Here is a 19,139-nt window from a genome sequence, read left to right as displayed (position 1 = left end):
TTAATAACCTAGCGAGCAGCCTCTTGTTTTATAAGGAGGCGTTATGTCGCCGCCGCATGGCGGCTGTTAGACCCCGAAGAGTCTAACAGGAATTCCTCCTGCTATTGATCTGTGAATTGCTATAAACGGCCATTCCACCCCGTTTACAGATGCAACCACCAGTAAACGGGAACAAACAACAGGGACGTTACGATGCCTGCGACGCCCATGGCAAAACCGCTCAGGCTGCCTTGCAGCTCCGAGTCTTTGACAATCTTGGCGGTGCCGATGCCGTGCGCGGCGGTGCCAATGGCAATGCCGATGGAGATGCCATCCTTCACGCCAAGCCAGCGCAGGATCTGTTTGCCGAACATGCTGCCAAACAGCCCCGTAAGTACCGTCAACACGGACGTGAGCTCCGGCAATGCGCCCAAGTGGCGCGAGATTTCGATCGCGATAGGGGAGCTGACGGATTTGGGCATCATGCTGAGCATGATGTCGCGGCTGCCGCCTAACAGCCCAACGAGCAGAGCAGCGCTCACAATCCCAGTAAGTGATCCGAATGTGACGGAAATCAGAATGCCAGTCATATGTTTTTTGATCAAACCGGCATTTTTGTAGAGAGGAACCCCCAGCGCGACTGTCGCTGGTCCCAGCATAAGCGTCAAGACGTCGCCACCCACTTTGTAAACGCCATAAGGGATGTGCAGCAAGAGCAATAAAATAATAATAAAGCCGGAACAGACGAATAGCGGATGAAGCCACCGCCAACGTTGGTAGATCAATTGCGCGCAGGCGTAGGCGATTACACTGAGTGCGATGCCGAACAAAGGTTGATTTAACCAAGTTTGCAGGCTCATGAGGGTTCACCATCGGTGCTTTTGCGTTGTAACTTGGAAGTGAGGTACCCTGTGACAAGCAGAACCGCAAGCGAGCTTCCAATAAGGCTAATGCCGATGGACAGCCAGTTGGATGCGATCAACGGGAAGAAGGCCATCGTGCCGACGACAAAGGGGATGAAGAATAGCATCATATGTCCCGTAAGCCAAGTGGCTGTCGATTCGACCCACTCTAGTTTAATCCATTTCGCGAATAAACATATTGTAAATAGAATGAGTCCGATAACATTGCCAGGGAGCGGCACATGCAAGCTTAACTGCAACCAGATGCCAATCAAATTAAAGCTTAGTAAAATAGCAAATCCTAACATAGATTCTCCTATCACATGATGTAATGTCTTAAGCTGGGATACGGATGATAACGGTTGTTCCTTTGCCAAGCTGGCTATAAATGTCCAGGCCATATTGCTCTCCGAAATAGAACCTAATGCGGTCATGCACATTCTTGATGCCAATATGCTCTTCGTCAAGTGTATCCGATGGCTGGAATAAGCGTAAGCGCGTTTGCTGAAGCTTCTCTTCCCCGATGCCAACGCCATTATCTTTGATGATAATGAGCATGTCTTTCTCCGATTTAACCGTAGAAACCTCAAGCAAGCCAGGTCCATTCAGACGTTCGAGGCCATGAACAATGGCATTTTCGATCAAGGGTTGCAAGGAGAAATGCATGACTTGCAGAGATTCGCTGCCTGCATCCAACCGCTCCGTATATTGAATTTTATCCCCAAAACGCAGCTGCTGTATTTTCACATAAAGCCGAATATGTTCAAGTTCTTCCCGCAAAGTAACCGTTTCTTTCCCGGTCTGAATGTGCGTGCGGAATAATCGGCCAATCATGCCAACCATGTCACTGATCTCGCGTTGTCCATTAATGACGGCTTTCATTTGAATGGATTCAAGCACATTGGCTAGAAAATGCGGGTTGATTTGGCTTTTCAGTGCACCGAACTGAGCGACTTTCTGCTGAACTTTGGCTGTGGAAGAGCGTTCGATATAGATTTGCAGGTCTTCGACCATTTTGCGAATCCCCTGATACAGGACGCCGAATTCGTCTTGCCGGTCGCTGCTCAGATCCACATCGAATTTCCCAAGACCGACCAATTTAACTTGCCTGCTCAACAAGATAATGGGCTTTGTCACACGAGCTGATAGGATAAACATGAACAATAGTGCTGTACCTAAGGATAAAAAGGCCAGGGTCAGAATAATTTTGATCAAAATATCGGCTTGTTTCGTCATTTCCTTCTCATCGATATATTGAATGACTTTCCACCCTGAATAGGGGGAAGTGACGAAGTTGATAAAGGAGTCAGCTGCGGATAAATGCGCATAAAAGCTGCCCGATTGCTCTTTTATAACGTGTTGAATGGTTGGGTCCTGCAGGTTCGTCGAAATATTGGAAATCACCTGGTTGCGGTCAGAATTGTAAATGACGCCGCCCTTGTCATCGATGATAATAAAATTGCGTTTGCTATCTTCCGATAGTTTGAGGATTTCCCGCAAGGAATCCAGGCGGATGTCAATCAGCATAGTCCCGATAGGCTGTTTACTGCCTACCTTGTTAATCACTCTTGCTATGGAAATGACGGATTCCTTCGCATTCACACGATGAAAAGGCACGTGGGCTCCGAAAAGCACGATGCCGCCATTTTTCTGCTGGGTCTGCACGTACCAATCCTCATTGGCGAAGTCTTTGACATCATAGTCGGATCGGTTGAAGTTGGTCGAGTAGAAGACACGTGAACCTGCGTAAATTTGCACGCTGTCAACATTCTTAATGGTCATTTCAATCGAGCTAATGAAGTGTTCAATGATATTGCCATAGACGATTTTTTGATCGTTCCCATTGTCTGGATCTAACGTCCAATTCTCTAACGCGCTTTGAAGTTGGCTGTCCGTCTGGGCATTGAGCGTGCCCTTTTCAATACTTTGCAGATATTGGTCAATGTTAAAGGATAAGTTCGTCAAGATTAAGTTAGAACTGCTTTGATATTCATTTTTGACGGCTTGGATCGAGAACAGATAAATAATAACCGAGATCAGCAAGAGTGGGACGGTAATAATCAAGATCATTAGAATAAAAATTTGATGATTGACATGCTTCATCCGCAGGCGCTTTCTCCAATGTTGCCATCTGGACACTTAGGACCAACCCCATTTTTTTCTGTAATCTGTTGGCGTCATCTGGGTAAGCAGACGAAAGGTTTTCACGAAATGCTTATAGCTTTTGTAGCCGCACATCATACACACATCCGTCACTAAATACTCCGGTTTTTTCAAACATTCCTGGGCATAGGCAATTCTGATTTCCGTGACAAATCGCATGTAATTCTTGTCTAACTTCCGCTTGAACAGCCTGCTCAAATAAGAAGGGTTATAGAAGAAGCGATCAGCTACCATCTGCAAAGTGACATCCTGATCGATGTTTCGTTTAATAAATGATGCGATATGTTCGAAAATTAGCACATCTTGCTGATGGGTTGGCGAGGAGCCATGTTGGTAAATCGTTCCCAAATGAAACATCCAAGCCCCCAGCCAGTCGAACAAGGCGTCAAGTGTTGGGAAATCGTCGACACAAGTAAGGTTCAAAAGCTTGTCACTGTATACGCCTTCAAAGGGAATACTGTTTTTATTGGCAAAACGGATTGCTGTGCTGATAATTTCCTGTAAGTAAGACAGCCATTTGGCAGTTGAAATATGCGGCATCTGGCTTTGAATTTCTCCTGATAATCGCTTTAGCAGCTCTTTGATTTCAGCTTCGTTGGCATGCTCAATGCTTGTGTAGATTTGCTTCTTGTCATGATCATCAAGGAGCATGACGGGAGCTTTCCCGTGGTTTTCATTGTCACCTGTAGAAGTGATAAATAAGCAAAGATCGGGCCCGGCATATCGCTTTAAAAGGGATCTATCCGTTTGATGCAGGGAAGGACGTATTTCTGATAAATCGTCTGTCGTCTTGCCGATAGCGAGAAACCAAGTCATTGAAGTCGCTTTTCCAGCCTCATGGACAAGTTGTTCTAACTGAGTAGCCAGGCGGTCATCCGCTAGCGAATCATTGGAGGCATCTGCAATGGCTATTGCATATAGTTTGGACCTGTACATATATGTTAAAATTTGTCTTGTTGCTTGGTTGGGATGTAACAAGGCTAGCACAGCATCGATCAGCTGCAAGGCTTGCTGTTTCATTGTTTTTTTGGAATGCGGGAAACTGGCAATTGTCGGTAGACCAGTCAGCACATAGGGCTGATACACGTATTGGTCACTCTCGAATTCATAGAGCTGCCGCAGACTATCCTCATGAATGACGCTTTGTTCTTCTTCGTCCAGCAGCAGTTGAATCCATTCACTGCCTTGGAACTGCTTGCTTTCTTTGGACATTTGGACGAATTCAACATGGGTTCGCAGATTTTGTTGATTCTCGGCAACTTGCTTCATACAGGCTTGAATAGTGGCTACGCTTTCTTCGTATTCTAAAGGCTTCAGTAGAAAGGCATGCACACCGCCTATGCGAATAGCCTTTTGGGCATACTCAAATTCATTAAAACCTGTCAAAATAATAAATACCGTATTCGGAAGCTTGGGACGAATCATTTCGATCATTTGGAGTCCGTCCATCTCTGGCATACGAATATCAGTTATCACGATATCAGGCTGCTCCTGAAGAGCTGTAACCATGCCGCTCATCCCGTTGTCGGCTTCAACGATATGACTGACGCCAAGCGCCTGCCAATCAAAGTAATGTTTAAGACCTGTTCGAATAAGTGGTTCATCCTCGACAATCATCAGTTTATACATGAATTCCCCCAGAAGATTAAGACCTACTCTTTTCTTTACCTAAATTATAACCTAAAATCATCTTGCATCGAGGTTGTAAATGCTAGAAAAACAAATAGGTCAGAATACGACCATGGAAGTAAAGACACAGGGATTCTACCACATTTGAAATTACACTATGCTTATGGCAAGGGATGAGAGATTCCCTTTATTGCATAAAAAATCAGGGGGTACTTAGATGAGGGCTATGAAAAAAGGTTTAATGACTGTAATAGGCGTCGCACTTGTAGGATCGCAATTGGTTGCATGTACGAATAATGCCAGTCAGAGCACGCCCGCAGCTACGCCGGACGCTTCGAAGCCGGCAGCCACGCAAGCTGCTGCCAAACCGGCAGAAATTACATGGTGGAACTTTCCGAACTTCCAAACATTAGACGGCGAAGTCGGCAAATACGAAAAACAAATCATTGCTGCATTTAACCAAAAGCATCCTGAAATCAAAGTAAACTTGGAAATGATTACGTTCGATGGCGGCCCGCAGAAATTAAATGTGGCGATTGCCTCGAATACGGCGCCTGACGTCATCTATGATGCTCCTGGTCGGATTATTGACTGGGGCAAGAAGAAATTGTTGGCTCCTCTGAATGACATTGTTACAAGTGAAGTCAAGAATGATATTGCTCAAGCTTTTTGGAAGCAATCGATGGTTGGCGATCAAATCGTCATGTATCCATTGAATACAGGCCCCTTCATGATGGCGGTCAACAAAACTGTGTTCGAGAAAATTGGCGCTCTGGATTTGCTGCCATTGAGCAGGCCGGATCGTACTTGGACCGTGGCTGAATATGAGAAAGCGCTGCAAGCTGTGAAAGAGAAAGCACCGGAGATCATCCCAACAGGCTTCTTCGCCAAAAGTACAGCAGGTGATCAAGGTACACGTGCCTACCTAGCGAACATGGGGGTTTCAAGATTCCTTTCGGAAGACAACTCCAAAGTTGCCATTAATACAGACAATGCAGGCAAGGCCTTGGACTGGGTTGTAAAGGCTACCAAAGATAAAATCAGCGTTGCTGGAGCTGCTTCGCTGGCAGCTGCCGATGTTAATGATTTGTTCCTGCAAGGGAAATTGGCTTTCACGCTGAATTACTCGCCAGTGCTGAAAGCGCAGAACGTTTCCAACAAAAAAGTGCAATTCGAAGATGTGCTGCTGCCATTCCCAACGCTGGATGGTTCCAAACCAAAGCTTGAGCCATTCCTTGGCGGTTTAGCTATTTTCAACAACGGCAATGCTGACAAAATTGCAGCATCGAAGAAATTCATTGATTTCGTTGTCAACGATCCAGCGTGGGGCAAGAAGAATGTGATCCAAACCGGCGGGTTGTCAGCACGTACGTCCGTAACAGGTTTATACAATGATCCTGAATACAAATACGCTGATCTGGCTCGTCAATTTATTACAGATCCTCCGACCATTGCTGACGGATACGCGGAAATTCGTACGTTCTGGTTCCCTGAGCTTCAACGTGCGTTGACTGGCGGAGCAACAGGCAAAGAAGCACTGGATGCTTTTGCCGCCAAAGCCAATGAAGCGATTACGAAAGCCAAAGCGCAAGTTGCAAAGTAAACGAAATTTGGAGAGAGGAGTAGCGCAAGCAAGAAGCGCTGCTCCTTTCATTAAACGAAAGAAATGGGGAGAAGGAAATGGAAGCAGCGGTTAGCAAATCAAGAAAATTTGTCATACGCGACTGGCTGATGAGCTATATCTTTTTACTTCCGGCGTTTGGATTTTTTCTGGTTTTTGTCGCATATCCGATGCTAAGAGGGATCTATATTAGTTTTTTTGATTATTCATTGCGGAATTTTGATTTTATCGGATTCGATAATTATGTTTCCTTATTTCACAACGAAACATTTCTGAAATCGATGCGGAATACGATACTGCTGGTCGTTATCGCTGTGCCGATCGTCATCGTTTTTTCCATCTTTGTGGCTGTTAATATTTACAAAATGAAAGAGTTCTCCCGCTCCTTTTTCCGTGGCGTATTTTATTTGCCCGCTGTCTCCTCCGTCGTTAGTATTACGGTGGTATGGGGCTGGATTTATCATCCCAATTATGGAATTCTTAATTATCTGACCGGTATGCTCGGCTTTGAACCGATGTCTTGGCTCGGTGACACTAGAACTGCTCTGTTAGCGATTATCGCCGTTCTAATCACAACATCCGTAGGTCAGCCTATCATCTTGTACGTAGCTTCCCTGGGCAACATTCCGACTTCGTATATCGAAGCAGCGGAAATTGACCGTGCGACGCCGTGGCAAATTTTCATCAAAATCGTATGGCCGATGCTCATGCCGACCAACCTCTATGTGATTGTCATCACGACGATCAATACGTTCCAGTGCTTTGCGCTCATTCAATTGCTGACTTCGGGCGGTCCTGTCTACAGTACCTCAACGGTTATGTACGGTGTGTATGAACAAGCATTCCTTCTCGGGCATTTTGGGCTCGCTTCCGCCATGGGCATTCTTCTGGCGATTGTTATCGGAATTATTTCAACGATTCAATTCAAATATTTTGGCAGCGATGTAGAGTACTAGGAGGCCAACATGACATCAAATGCACATTTGCAAAGACAGCCGACAATCATTCGGCATAAAAGTAAATCCAGTTTAAAACGAGAATGGACCCCGATGAAGGTGCTTTCCACCTTTCTTTTACTTATATCAACGCTTGTCTTTATCTTTCCGTTTTATTGGATTGTGACGGGAGCTTTCAAGATTCAAACTGTCGCTACGGCGATTCCGCCGGAATGGTTTCCGTTGAAACCGACCGTCAGCAATTGGTTGGAACTGTTCAAGAACCCGATTTGGCGCTGGACGCTGAACAGTTTCATCATCTCTATCGTTGAAATGATCGCGGTTTGCCTCGTTTCTTCAACAGCAGGGTATGTGCTTGCGAAGAAAGTATTTCCCGGCAGACAAATCATCTTCACGATGTTCATTGCGGCTATGGCGCTGCCTAAGCAAGTCATCCTGGTTCCGCTCTTTACGATGTTGGCGGATTTCGGCTGGGTCAATACGTATCACGGGCTTATCCTTCCAGCCATCGGGTGGCCATTCGGCGTATTTCTGATGAAACAATTCTCGCAAACCATTCCGGGAGAGTTGATTGAAGCGGCGAAAATGGACGGATGTTCGGAAATCCGCTTATTTTCCACCATCATTTTACCATTATTGAAGCCCGCTCTTGGGGCACTGGCTATCTTCACCTTCATCGCTTCATGGAATGATTATTTCAGTCAACTGATTATGGTTCGCTCGACGTCGATGATGACACTACCTTTGGGCGTGTCGATGATGACCACGCAAAGTGAATTCTTGACGAATTACGGGGTCCTGATGGCAGGAGCTGCCTTAGCTTCTGTGCCGATGATTGCGATTTTCCTTATTTTCCAAAAGGCATTTACACAAGGAATCACGATGGGCGCTGTTAAAGGGTAATTGCGGCGTTAAATATGAAATTGGAGGGACTATCAGATATGAACACTTATGAATTGGATAGATTCAAAGGGATCACGATTGCGATGTATTCCTGTTACAACGAGCAAGGGGAAATTGATCAAGCCGCAGCGCGAGCTTTAGCGCGTTATTACGCGAATACAGGCGTCAAAGGGCTATATGTTGGCGGGAGTTCAGGCGAAGGCATGCTGCAATCCGTAAGTGAACGTAAACAAATGCTTGAGGCCGTAATCGCTGAAGTGGGCGAAGAACTGACCATTATTGCTCATGTTGGCGCTCCTGCTACGCGTGACAGTGTTGAACTAGCCGTGCATGCTGAGCAGGTTGGCGCGCATGCCGTATCTGCGGTGCCAGCGATTTATTATCGTTTATCTCCGCAAAGTGTGGAGGCGCATTGGCAAGCCATCGTCGATAGCACATCGTTGCCTTTTATTATTTATCATATCCCACAAACGACGGGCTTTCAGTTATCCAAAAGCCTCCTGAGCACAATGGCTAAGCAAGATAAAGTCATCGGTGTCAAAATATCGGCGGAGAGCACGTTTGAACTGCAGCAGTTCAAAGCTGCCGGAGGCAAGGATTTCCTCGTGCTGAACGGTCCGGATGAACAGTACTTAGCTGGACGAAGTATTGGCGCAGACGGCGGAATCGGTGGGACGTATGGCGTTATGCCGGAACTTTTCCTGAAGATTGAAAGCTGTTATGTGCAAGGCGACATGGCAGAGGCACAGAAATGGCAGTTTATTGTCAATGAACTCATTGTGGAATTATTATCCTTCCCATCCTTATACGGAGCTTGCAAAGCAATATTAAAACTGCGTGGCTATGACAACGGCGAGCCAAGGCTGCCGCTATTGCCTATCGCAAGCAGCGATTTGGAACGCATTCAGGCATTGAATAACAAAATATTATCCGCTATTTCGCAAGCCAAAGGGATGAAGTAACCATGACCAGTTATCGTGAAATCTTTCCGGCCAAAGGCCTGATTGTATCCTGCCAGGCACTGCCGCATGAGCCGCTTCACGGCGGAGACACGATGGCCAAAATGGCCAGAGCAGCCGTAGGTGTCGGCGCGATCGGGATTCGCACCAATGGTGTTGCTGATATCCTTATGATCAAACAAGAGGTGAACGTGCCTGTCATCGGCCTGATTAAACGAGATATCGAAGGTTCTGAAATTTTTATTACGCCGACCTTGGATGAAGTGAAGGCAATTGTGATGGCTGGCGCAGATATCGTGGCCTTGGACATAACGAATCGGGAAGGCCGCTTGGCAGCGGTCAAGCCCTTGATTGCTTGGGCGCATGAGATGGGTGCCGCTGTTATGGCCGATATTTCGACCTTCGAAGAGGGTGTGGCAGCGGAGGCATTAGGCGTTGATTATATCGGCACGACATTATCTGGTTATACCTCTTATAGTCGGCAAGCGGAAGAGCCTGACTTTGAGCTGATTCGGCAATTAGCCGAAACCGTAAAAGTGCCTGTTGTTGCTGAGGGGCGCATTTGGACGCCGGAGGATGCCGTCAAAGCGATGAACTGCGGGGCAACTTATGTGGTTGTTGGCAGTGCGATCTCTCGGCCCCAGCTAATTACCGAGCGCTATATACAAGCGTTGAACAAGCTTGAGGGATAGGAAGGGGATAGCGATGGAGTCAACCATATATGATCCCACTTCCGATTATGCCATTGGCGTAGATATTGGAGGCACCAAAATCAATGCTGGCGTGGTGAACGCCAAAGGTGAAGTGCTCTATACTGTGAGCATGCCTACGGACGCAGGTCTAGTGAAAACGGTGGATCGTGTTCAGATGACGCTGCAACAATTGTTGACTGAAGTTGAAATTAAGCAGCCCGGTTTGCGCTATAAGGGCATTGGCGTTGGAAGCGCTGGGCAAATAGATTGGCAGGAAGGGCAAGTTCGATCAGCCTCTGACATTATTCCTGGATATGCTGGAACCCCATTAAGAAACTTGCTCCGCCAGCAGTTTGGTCTTCCTACTCTCGTGGATAACGATGTGAATGTACTTGCGATAACAGAGAAGCACTTAGGATCGGGCCGTGGTGCCCAGCATTTCATTTGTCTGGCGCTCGGCACTGGAGTAGGCGGCGCTATCGTTGTTGGCGGGCAGCTCATACATGGCAGTTGGGGCGCTGGCGGCGAGCTTGGCCACGTAAGTGTAGACTTCAATGGCGAACCTTGTTTATGCGGAGGGATCGGCTGCCTCGAGCAGTATGCTTCAGGTACGAATATTGCCCGGCGTATGCGCGAGCTGCTGGCTGAGCAGGGAAGTCCGGATGAGCAGGTGGATTCCCGCGAGGTGTTTAAGCGCTGGCATGCGGGGGATGAGCTCGCAACGAAGGTCATGGAGGAAACAATCGCAGCACTTGGGGCAGCCGTGGCTTCATTCATACATATCTTTAATCCCGATTTGATTGTGATCGGCGGCGGAGTTGCAGAAGCAGGAGAGCGTCTAATGAATGGCGTCCGAAGCGAAGCTGCTCGCAGAACAATGCCATCCATGCGCGAGGGTGTTCGTATGGAGCTGGCTTATCATGGCAATTGGAGCGGCATGATCGGTGCTGCTCTGCAGGTGTGGGAATATCCATCCCCAGCCTGATAACAACGAAGGCTATCCCTTTCTTTCACAAGGAAAGACGGGGATAGCCTTTTTATCTCCATAAATCGCTATACGAGAGCGAGTTGTTTGACTTCCAATTTAACAGTCGTTAAATACGTCAGTTCGGGCGTGGAGAAGACAACGGCTAATCGACGAAGCCGCATGTAGATGGTTCTTAACCGAACAGAATCCATTTCGGTTATCAGGCTGCGGTTAGCCACGAAATCACGAATGCCAACCTTGATGAGATCATCGCTTTCACGCAAATCGGTCGTCATATGTTTGGCAGGATGCTCGTCATAGTTCACGATATACTTGGTTTGATTCAAGGCAAGCTGGAACAATTCCACACATCTTTTTGATATCTGTATTTGCTTTTTGGCCCCCAAAGAGTCGGTCACAGTCAATAACTGCTTAGCTGCATCCAAAGCGCTTCTTTTCAAATAAACGATGTCATGCGCTTCAATTCCTTCAACAAGCAATCGAATAATAATAGCATCTTGCGGATTCAGGCATTGTGCCTCAATTGAATGAATTTTTTCTAATGTAAGAATACGAAATCAACTTCCCTTCACGTGGTCATATGGATGTTTCCTGCAAAACTTTCATCCCGCTTTCAGCAATAAGCAACTATAGAAGATATGCGGGTTGGGAAGGCGTTATGTCACATTATTGGAAAAACACAGATGACCCTTGGATTTCTACAATTATTTCATGCCTTCCTATGATATTGTTTTCCAAACAATTCCATGTCTGGAGGGATAGCTAATGAAGTTAAGCACAAACGTAGATGTCAGGAAAGAGCCCTTTCACTTGAACCATCATAAAGCAAGCCCAAAGCCGATATGGGAAATTCATCATGCTCATTCATGCATGGAGTTCCTCTATGTGTATGAAGGGAGTGGCCAGGTGGAAGTGAATAAGCAGCTCCTTGATATCCAACCAGGCACGTTGCTTGTATTTCAACCCTTTCAGATGCATCGTATTGTCATTCAGGGACCTTTCGTCCGTTCCGTGCTGATGTTTGATCCCTATTTGCTGGATGCTGGACTGACGCCTTTTAACGGATTGCGCAAATGGCTGCACATTCTATGGAAGCAGCCCTTGCGGAGCCAAGTTGTGCAGCAAATGCTCGGCATAGTTGGACCGCTAGAGCGATTGCATCAGAAGCTGACTCAATTACCTGTATCGAGACATCAGGAGGCGTTTATTTTGTGTTTGTTAGCGATTCTGCAACTGCTGGAGCCTTACGAAAACGAACTGTACAACAGGACGCTAAGCAAGCCGAGTCCACGCTATTCACATACAGCTATGCAGATGATTGATTGGATTGAGCTTCACTATAAGGAGAAGTTTGATTTGACTCAAATGTCGGAGGATTTGCACTTGTCTACCTTCTATTTGTCACATGCATTTCGGGAATCCACGGGAAGCACGATTACGGAATTTATTAATTCCCGGAGACTTAAGGAAGCTTGTTTGCTTCTCGAAACTACGACCAAAACAGCGGGCTTCATCGCACAGGAGGTTGGTTTCCTGAATGCTTCTTATTTCTGTCGTGTTTTTAAATCTATTGTCGGGATGACGCCCAAAGCCTATCGACTTCAGGTGTGAAAGACCGCAACACAATGCAAGTTCTGAACAATAGGCTGGTACATGGAAGCAAATGGATCCCATATACTTATCATTGTAAGCGCAATCAAAAAAGACGAGAGGATGATAATTATGTTTAAACCTAGTAAACGTCTGAGAAGCAAAGTGTGGACGATAGGGTTGATTTCAACGTTAATGGTGACGGCTTTGCCGGGTCTTGCAGGAGCTGCTGCGACCACGACGCTGAGTCCTTCGGACGATACCTATGTCTATCAGAGCAATCCATCAACAAATTTTGGAACAGGCACATCGCTTTTTGTGAAAAATGATGCCTCCGCCAGCCGATATGCCTTTCTCAAATTTGATCTAGCGGGCATAAGCGGTGTGACAAGCGCAAAATTACGCGTGTATGGAAGTGCCTCCTCGACGACGGTCCTTTCCGCCTATCAGACGACGGATAGCTGGACGCAGTCCGGACTGATCTGGACGAATAAACCAGCGGTTGGCAGCTCGGCAGGAAGTGTCTCGATCAATACGACCAACATGTATAATGAAATCGATGTCACCTCTTACGTGGCCGCTGAAGCTGGAGGTGATCATACGGTATCATTCGCCCTGCAGGAAAGTGTTGGGAAGTACACGACGCTAAACAGCAAGGAGAACGCGGCCAATAAACCGCAATTGGTTGTTGTCAGCGAAGGAGGAAGTCCGGGAGATACGCAGTCGCCAACAGCGCCGACAGGTGTAACCGGAACAGCCGCATCGAGCAGTCAAATTACTATAAGCTGGAACGCTTCCACGGACAATGTAGGTGTGACAGGGTATGAGGTGTACCGGAACGGCACGTTGATTACAAATGTTTCCAGTACTTCCGCCATGGATACAGGTTTAGCAGCTTCCACCACATATAGTTACTATATCAAAGCCAAAGATGCCGCAGGCAATGCTTCGCCACAGAGCAGCACCATCACGGCTACAACGTTGGCGGGGTCAACACCAAATGGCTGCACGAATGCACTGAATACCACCACGGCCATTCAAAATGCAATGAAAAATGCTTCCGCCGGAACAGTCATTTCGATTGCTCCAGGTACTTATTACGGGGATCGCGCAACAAGCGGGGATCCAGGTGGACAGGGGCTGTTTTTCTCCGATAAAAATGGTACTGCTGCCAGTCCGATCATTCTGAAAAGCTGTGATGCTGCCAATCCTGCTGTACTCAAAGGTGCTGGTGTCAACGATGGTTCCTATGGCATTCATCTCACGGGAGATTATTGGCAACTGCGTGATATTGACGTGAATACAGCTCAAAAAGGAATTATTATCGATAATGGCAACAGGAATCTGCTGAATAACGTAAAAGTCCACAATGTGGGGGACGAAGGTGTTCATTTCCGTGATGGAAGTTCCTATAATACGTTGGAGTACTCCTTTATTTATGACACGGGAAAATATCAAGCAGGCTACGGCGAAGGCGCTTATGTCGGGTCGGATTCTAGCTCCAATTATGAACATGTCGTCACGGGAAATGTGATTAGCCATACGAATTTTAATGGCGGTATAACAGCTGAGCATATTGATGTCAAAGAAGGCGCAAGTGGTACGATCATCGAGTATTGTACATTTAACGGAACTGGCATCAGTGGCGCGAACAGCGCAGACAGTTTCGTTGATGTAAAAGGTGTGAATACGATAGTTCGCTATAATCAAGGCTATCGCAACGGGAATACGAATGTCGTAGATGCGTTTCAAGTTAGGACACACGGGACGGATTACGTAACGGGCACAAACAACTCCTTTGATCATAATACAGTTAACTTGGATAACTCCGCGGGGTATGTTGTTTATGCCACAAGCGCTGCAACAGGTACGACTGCCCAGAATGATACCCGAACAGGCGGCGGGAATCTATACAACTCAAATGTGAATAAATAAGGAATGAATAGGAGGAGCCCTTCGCTGGGCTTCTTTTCTTTCTGTATAAACGTTCTTTCTATATCGACATTCCGTAATGAATATGGGATTATGAAGGAAAGCGCGAGGAATTAGGGGGCAATTATGCATAAAAATACAAAGCCAACTGCCTTGGTCACAGGAGCTTCAAGTGGGTTTGGGCTGCTTACTGCTATCACATTAGCGCAGAAAGGGTTCCAGGTAATCGCCTCTATGCGTGATCTGGGCAAAAAAGATCAGTTGCTTGAACGAGCTAAGCAGGCAGGTGTTCAAAGTGAATTAGATGTGGTGGCGCTGGATGTCACGAATCATGACTCGATTGAACAAGCGGTTTCTGCTATCATAAGTAAGTATGGAAGAATCGATGTGCTTATTAACAATGCAGGCTTCGCTGTTGGCGGTTATGTGGAAGATGTGCCGATGGATGCTTGGAGAGCTCAGCTGGAGACGAATGTATTCGGCAGTATAGCCGCATCGCAGGCTGTACTTCCCCATATGCGCAAGCAGCAATCTGGTTGTATCGTCAATGTGAGCAGTGTAAGCGGGCTGTCCGCTTTTCCGGGCTATGCGCCATACAGCACATCGAAATTTGCGATCGAGGGCTTTAGTGAGTCGCTTCGCTTGGAGATGAAGCCTTATGGCGTAAGGGTCGTGCTTGTCGAACCTGGAGCTTATAAGACGGATATATGGCGAAAAGGGTTCGAGTCCATTCACACGACAGAGGAATCCCCTTACTGGCTAAGGCTAAGCAAGATGCTGGACTACTCGCATAAAGTCTCGGCCTCAGCGCCTGATCCCCAAGAAGTAGCTGACAAAATCGCCTGGATCGTGGACAATCCACGTCCTAAGCTGCGCTATGCCATAGGTCGCGGAGTCAAGGCGGGGCTTTGGGCAAGGCATCTTTTGCCATGGAAGTGGTATGAAGGCGTGCTCACTCGATTATTGAAATGAAGGCAAGCAAAAGTGTTATTAACCTGAGGAGTGAAATGGATGTCTCGCAAGTGGGAACGAATGGTCAGCAAAAATGCTAAAAAAATTAATAAAGATCGATCCAAAAAAGGGATAGCTCCGATTTCAACAGACCCTGATCGACCTGAAGTATTCAAGGGGAGAAGTATTATCTTGGCCGCATTTTTCGTCTTGGTTTCGCTCTTTCTGTTAGCAACCTTAACGAAAACAGACGGTGACAAAATGTATTGGTACACGACATGCAGCTACTTAATCGTTGGTTTGTTTATTTATTTCGTGCGTCGCCCTTATTTGAAAGTAAGTAAGACAAGCCTTTCCAAGCGCGGGCTGGCGAGAGAACTCATCTTGACACCCGAGAATATTAAAGAAATCGTTTATTCCAAGGGACAAGTTATCATTGACCTGAACGGTAAATCACCGCGCTGGGTATATACGCAAATGCTGAATCGTTTTGATGTAGCGGCGATGGCACTAAGGTTGAAGAAGTTTGCTGAGCAGAATCAGGTTGCTTTTGTAGACAAAACGGTTTAATAATGACGGGCCAATAAAGGAGATTCGCTGTGAAGGTTAAACGCATCGTGACCAATGTGCATACGCATGATATTGCGGCTGCCAAACGTTTCTATCAAGATATTCTTGGGCTTGATATCCAGATGGATCATGGCTGGATTGCGACCTACAGCTCTTCGGAGGAAATGAATATCCAGATTAGTTTTGCTTCACAGGGGGGCTCCGATACGGCGACACCGGATCTTTCTATTGAAGTGGATGATGTAGATACCGCCTTAGAGCGCATGGCAGATGCGGGGTTCTCGATTGAATATGGACCCGTTGATGAAGCCTGGGGCGTTCGGCGATTCTATGTGTTGGATCCATTTGGGCAACTTGTTAACATTTTGGCTCATGTGACAGCGGAGTAAGTTCTGGAAACAGATAGGAGTCTTTCGGGGCTTCTATTTGCTTCAAAAGTAATGATTGAATGCTGATAAAAGTCTCTAGAGACTCTTAAACAAGAAATCATAGAAGAAAATGTCCTTCCCTGAGCGAATAAGGGTCTCCAGAAGCTTCTATTCACGTAAAATGAGGCGCTGAAAGGCAAATAAGAGCCTTTGGAGCCTTCTATTTATGGGTGAGCAACAACAAGGCTGTCCAATCAAGGTAGTAACCTTGGGTGGACAGCCTTTTGGCGTTTCCTATCGGCAAATATTTAGCGGTTAATCATACTTGTCATCATCTGTTCGCTCAACATCATCGATGATCAATTCAGCCTCAGTTTCGAAATTCAAATGCAGCGGAGCTGGAAGCAGGTCGAGGATTTCTTGCACCATTTCCAAGCCCATCAAGGCTTCAAAGGTTTCGGGTTTCGTATCTAGTCGGAGTACCCATGCGCGGAAAACATCGATAAATACATAAAACGAGGATTGGAATTGATCGGCAACCGCTTCTTGCTCATCACTTTGGTAAGCGGTCATCGCTTGCCAATTGGCTAGCGTTGTTTGCAGGGCTTGTTTTACGTTTGGATCCATGGCTCCTCCTTGAGTGGTTGTGTCGATGTCCGAATTAGCAATTCGGAGGGTAGGATCATTTTGCGAAGCTCTTGCGACGGGTCCCCTTCGATCCGATCGATCAGCAGCTGCATGCCAAGCAAACCGAATTGGTAAGCCGGCTGCGACGCCACGGTTAAGAATGGATTGATGGCGCCAGCGGGGCCGAAATCGTCAAAGCAGACGACCGATAAATCGCCTGGCACTTGAAGCCCGCGCTGGCGCAGCGATTGAATAATGCCAACTGCGAGCATATTATTGGCCGCGAAGATAGCTGTTGGCGGATTTTCGTGAGACAGCAGCGCATCCAAGGCCGATTCATCGTGGAAATCGCGATAATTCAGATGCACGACTAAGGAATCCTCGATCGGGATGCCGCTCAGCAAATGAGCTTCGCGATAGCCTGTGTAACGCAGCCTTGCTGTGGATACATCCGGTGAACCATTGATTAGAGCGATCCGGCGGTGACCTAGGGCGATCAAATGGTCAACGAGCTTTCTTGCGCCTTCTTTGCTGTCTCCGAGAACGAGATCAGCTTCGATACCGGGAATTTCCCGATCCAGCACGACGAAAGGAATCTGATGTTTCTGCAACTGCTGCAGATTCTCAAGGGACTGATCTCCGGTCGGAGCGAAGAGGACTCCGTCGACACGCGTGGATAGGATCATATCCACATAGCCTTTTTCTTTCGTGTAATCCTCGTCACTATTGGCAAAAAGCAGGCGGTAGCCGGCACGAAGCGCTGCATCCTCGGCGCCGCGCGCAAGCGTTGTATAGAACGGATTCGTAATATCCGTAATAAGCAGGGAGAGAATATTCGTCTTCTGCAGGACTAGACTGCGCGCCATAGAGTTCGGGATATAGTGAAGGTCTTCCATCACTTTGCGCACTCGTTTGCGGGTGGCTTCGCTGATGCGACCTGTGTTATTGATAACTCGTGAGACCGTCATGGCGGACACGCCGGCTTTCGCAGCTATATCATAAATTGTAATCATGATCTGTTCACCTTTTCATCTCTTCCTATTTGTCTATTGTATAGAAAATAAGGATTGACAGCAAGGCTTAAAGTTGTTATTTTTGAGTTATCGATAACACAACATATAACAAGGAGGTTTTGAATATGCTTAAAGGGATACCGTCCATCTTGTCGCCGGAGTTATTGAAGGTGCTGATGGAAATGGGACACGGGGATGAGCTGATTATTGCTGATGGCAATTTCCCTGCTGCAAGCCATGCGAATCGTTTGCTGCGCTGCGATGGGCATGGAGTACCAGAATTATTGGAAGCGGTTTTATCCTTATATCCACTGGATACCTATAGTGAACAGCCAGTTGCTTTAATGGCTGTCGTTCCTGGAGATCCGGTTGAAACTCCGATTTGGAAGACGTATGAAGATCTGATTAGCAAGCACACCGTGCCTGCGATTGAATATGTGGAACGGTTTGCCTTTTATGAACGTGCCAAGAAAGCCTATGCAATTGTAGCTACGAGCGAGAAGGCGCTATATGCCAATGTTATTTTAAGAAAAGGTGTAATTTAGTCTTAATTGAATTATCGATAACTCTACTAATTTGACTAAGCAAGCGGTTTTTTACTGTTAGAACAGGAAAATCCCTAATTTAAGGAGGATGAAACAAGATGGCGAACAATGATTACAGATGGAAGCAAGAGTTTCCGAAGATTGGGATCAGACCTACCATTGATGGCAGAGAAAAGCATAGCTCTAACGCTAGTTGATGACGAGCTTCCAATGCTGTTCCCGGATCAAGCCGCACTGGTCGGTGATGTAGCTTTTGTACCGTATGTGGTTCCAACCACAGACAAACTTGCTAACCTCGTTGCTGAAAAAGCAGCTCGATACAGCTCGATTTTGCTCAAAAATCACGGACTTGTGACATCGGGTAAAAATTTATGAGAAGCTTATTACCGGACAGAAGTCATGGAAGAAAGCGCCAAAATTTACTTGATCGCCAAATCTGTTGGTCAACCTAGAAGGCTGACGGAAGAAGAGTACAAAGAGATTCAAGGTTTGGAAAGCGAAGCTTATCGTGTCAATTTATTGCAGCAAATGAAATAATCATTCCTGTACCAGCTCTCATCGGCGACGATGGGAGCTTTTTTGTGTTTGAACCGATAAAGCGGGACGGGTATCCACTAGTGCGCTGGTCAGGGAGAGGGGGCGTGATCTTTGCTGTTCAGCGCACCGTGCCGCACTGCCTCTGCGGTCCCCGCGCCGCAGTCTGCCGCGCGCGCACTCAGACGCTTATTGTTCATTAATTGTTCAGTTTAAT

At 46.8% G+C, this 19,139-nt stretch carries 19 protein-coding genes and 1 pseudogene; 13 read left to right on the top strand and 7 right to left on the bottom strand.

Annotated elements, in window-relative coordinates:
• Positions 1-143: 143 nt before the first annotated feature.
• Genes IEY34_RS01955 through IEY34_RS01940 form a run of 4 tightly spaced genes read right to left on the bottom strand, consistent with a single transcriptional unit; the run spans position 144 to position 4,673 of the window.
• Complete coding sequence (locus tag IEY34_RS01955) at positions 144-839, bottom strand: LrgB family protein (RefSeq protein ID WP_189006772.1); 696 nt, start codon at positions 837-839, stop codon at positions 144-146.
• Positions 836-1,189 (bottom strand): CidA/LrgA family protein, encoded by a 354-nt coding sequence (locus IEY34_RS01950; protein ID WP_189006770.1) that lies wholly within the window; start codon positions 1,187-1,189, stop codon positions 836-838. The genes IEY34_RS01955 and IEY34_RS01950 overlap by 4 nt, the downstream gene beginning before the upstream one ends.
• A gap of 28 nt (positions 1,190-1,217) precedes the next feature.
• A complete protein-coding gene (locus IEY34_RS01945; protein WP_189006767.1) occupies positions 1,218-3,020 on the bottom strand; it encodes a cache domain-containing sensor histidine kinase in 1,803 nt (600 codons plus the stop codon).
• On the bottom strand, positions 3,021-4,673 hold the full coding sequence (locus tag IEY34_RS01940) for a response regulator transcription factor (protein WP_189006764.1): 1,653 nt from the start codon (positions 4,671-4,673) through the stop codon (positions 3,021-3,023).
• A gap of 217 nt (positions 4,674-4,890) precedes the next feature.
• On the opposite strand from IEY34_RS01940, the gene IEY34_RS01935 reads away from it, so the two are divergent.
• The 6 genes from IEY34_RS01935 (at position 4,891) to IEY34_RS01910 (ending at position 10,789) form a co-directional block, all read left to right on the top strand.
• Positions 4,891-6,276 carry an ABC transporter substrate-binding protein gene (locus IEY34_RS01935; protein ID WP_189006761.1) on the top strand — a complete coding sequence of 462 codons (1,386 nt, stop codon included), beginning with the start codon at positions 4,891-4,893 and terminating at the stop codon, positions 6,274-6,276.
• A 77-nt stretch (positions 6,277-6,353) separates the two neighbouring features.
• Positions 6,354-7,250 (top strand): carbohydrate ABC transporter permease, encoded by an 897-nt coding sequence (locus IEY34_RS01930; RefSeq protein WP_189006760.1) that lies wholly within the window; start codon positions 6,354-6,356, stop codon positions 7,248-7,250.
• A 9-nt stretch (positions 7,251-7,259) separates the two neighbouring features.
• Entirely contained in the window at positions 7,260-8,153 is an 894-nt protein-coding gene (locus IEY34_RS01925; RefSeq protein ID WP_189006758.1) for a carbohydrate ABC transporter permease, read from the top strand.
• 38 nt (positions 8,154-8,191) lie between these two features.
• Positions 8,192-9,115: a dihydrodipicolinate synthase family protein gene (locus IEY34_RS01920; protein WP_189006756.1), complete on the top strand. Its 924-nt coding sequence runs from the start codon at positions 8,192-8,194 to the stop codon at positions 9,113-9,115.
• A gap of 2 nt (positions 9,116-9,117) precedes the next feature.
• A complete protein-coding gene (locus IEY34_RS01915) occupies positions 9,118-9,804 on the top strand; it encodes an N-acetylmannosamine-6-phosphate 2-epimerase (protein ID WP_189006754.1) in 687 nt (228 codons plus the stop codon).
• A gap of 13 nt (positions 9,805-9,817) precedes the next feature.
• Positions 9,818-10,789 (top strand): ROK family protein, encoded by a 972-nt coding sequence (locus tag IEY34_RS01910; protein WP_189006752.1) that lies wholly within the window; start codon positions 9,818-9,820, stop codon positions 10,787-10,789.
• A gap of 68 nt (positions 10,790-10,857) precedes the next feature.
• On the opposite strand, the gene IEY34_RS01905 is transcribed toward IEY34_RS01910, so the two are convergent.
• A complete protein-coding gene (locus IEY34_RS01905; RefSeq protein WP_505816260.1) occupies positions 10,858-11,343 on the bottom strand; it encodes a phage lytic cycle repressor MrpR family protein in 486 nt (161 codons plus the stop codon).
• A 214-nt stretch (positions 11,344-11,557) separates the two neighbouring features.
• Here IEY34_RS01905 and IEY34_RS01900 point away from each other — a divergent pair, with 214 nt between their 5' ends.
• From IEY34_RS01900 to IEY34_RS01880, 5 genes are all read left to right on the top strand, one after another.
• Positions 11,558-12,403 carry a helix-turn-helix transcriptional regulator gene (locus IEY34_RS01900; protein ID WP_189006748.1) on the top strand — a complete coding sequence of 282 codons (846 nt, stop codon included), beginning with the start codon at positions 11,558-11,560 and terminating at the stop codon, positions 12,401-12,403.
• A 111-nt stretch (positions 12,404-12,514) separates the two neighbouring features.
• On the top strand, positions 12,515-14,317 hold the full coding sequence (locus IEY34_RS01895) for a CBM96 family carbohydrate-binding protein (protein ID WP_229757414.1): 1,803 nt from the start codon (positions 12,515-12,517) through the stop codon (positions 14,315-14,317).
• 123 nt (positions 14,318-14,440) lie between these two features.
• Positions 14,441-15,286, top strand: coding sequence for an SDR family oxidoreductase (locus IEY34_RS01890; RefSeq protein WP_189006741.1), 846 nt, complete (start codon positions 14,441-14,443; stop codon positions 15,284-15,286).
• 39 nt (positions 15,287-15,325) lie between these two features.
• On the top strand, positions 15,326-15,835 hold the full coding sequence (locus tag IEY34_RS01885; RefSeq protein ID WP_189007091.1) for a hypothetical protein: 510 nt from the start codon (positions 15,326-15,328) through the stop codon (positions 15,833-15,835).
• A gap of 29 nt (positions 15,836-15,864) precedes the next feature.
• Positions 15,865-16,224 (top strand): VOC family protein, encoded by a 360-nt coding sequence (locus IEY34_RS01880; protein ID WP_189006738.1) that lies wholly within the window; start codon positions 15,865-15,867, stop codon positions 16,222-16,224.
• 294 nt (positions 16,225-16,518) lie between these two features.
• On the opposite strand, the gene IEY34_RS01875 is transcribed toward IEY34_RS01880, so the two are convergent.
• Positions 16,519-16,830 (bottom strand): hypothetical protein, encoded by a 312-nt coding sequence (locus IEY34_RS01875; protein ID WP_189006735.1) that lies wholly within the window; start codon positions 16,828-16,830, stop codon positions 16,519-16,521.
• Positions 16,815-17,843: a LacI family DNA-binding transcriptional regulator gene (locus tag IEY34_RS01870; RefSeq protein WP_189006732.1), complete on the bottom strand. Its 1,029-nt coding sequence runs from the start codon at positions 17,841-17,843 to the stop codon at positions 16,815-16,817. The genes IEY34_RS01875 and IEY34_RS01870 overlap by 16 nt, the downstream gene beginning before the upstream one ends.
• Positions 17,844-17,968: 125 nt before the next feature.
• On the opposite strand from IEY34_RS01870, the gene fucU reads away from it, so the two are divergent.
• Together fucU and IEY34_RS01860 are read left to right on the top strand one after the other, a co-directional pair.
• Positions 17,969-18,388 (top strand): L-fucose mutarotase, encoded by a 420-nt coding sequence (gene fucU / locus IEY34_RS01865; protein ID WP_189006730.1) that lies wholly within the window; start codon positions 17,969-17,971, stop codon positions 18,386-18,388.
• A gap of 177 nt (positions 18,389-18,565) precedes the next feature.
• Positions 18,566-18,925, top strand: a pseudogene (locus tag IEY34_RS01860) (class II aldolase/adducin family protein); the annotation flags it as partial.
• Between the last annotated feature and the right edge of the window lie 214 nt (positions 18,926-19,139).

Source organism: Paenibacillus marchantiophytorum (genome assembly GCF_014640555.1).
Classification (GTDB): domain Bacteria; phylum Bacillota; class Bacilli; order Paenibacillales; family NBRC-103111; genus Paenibacillus_E; species Paenibacillus_E marchantiophytorum.
Note: the sequence above shows the minus strand (reverse complement) of the source record. Positions and strands in the feature narration are given on the sequence as shown.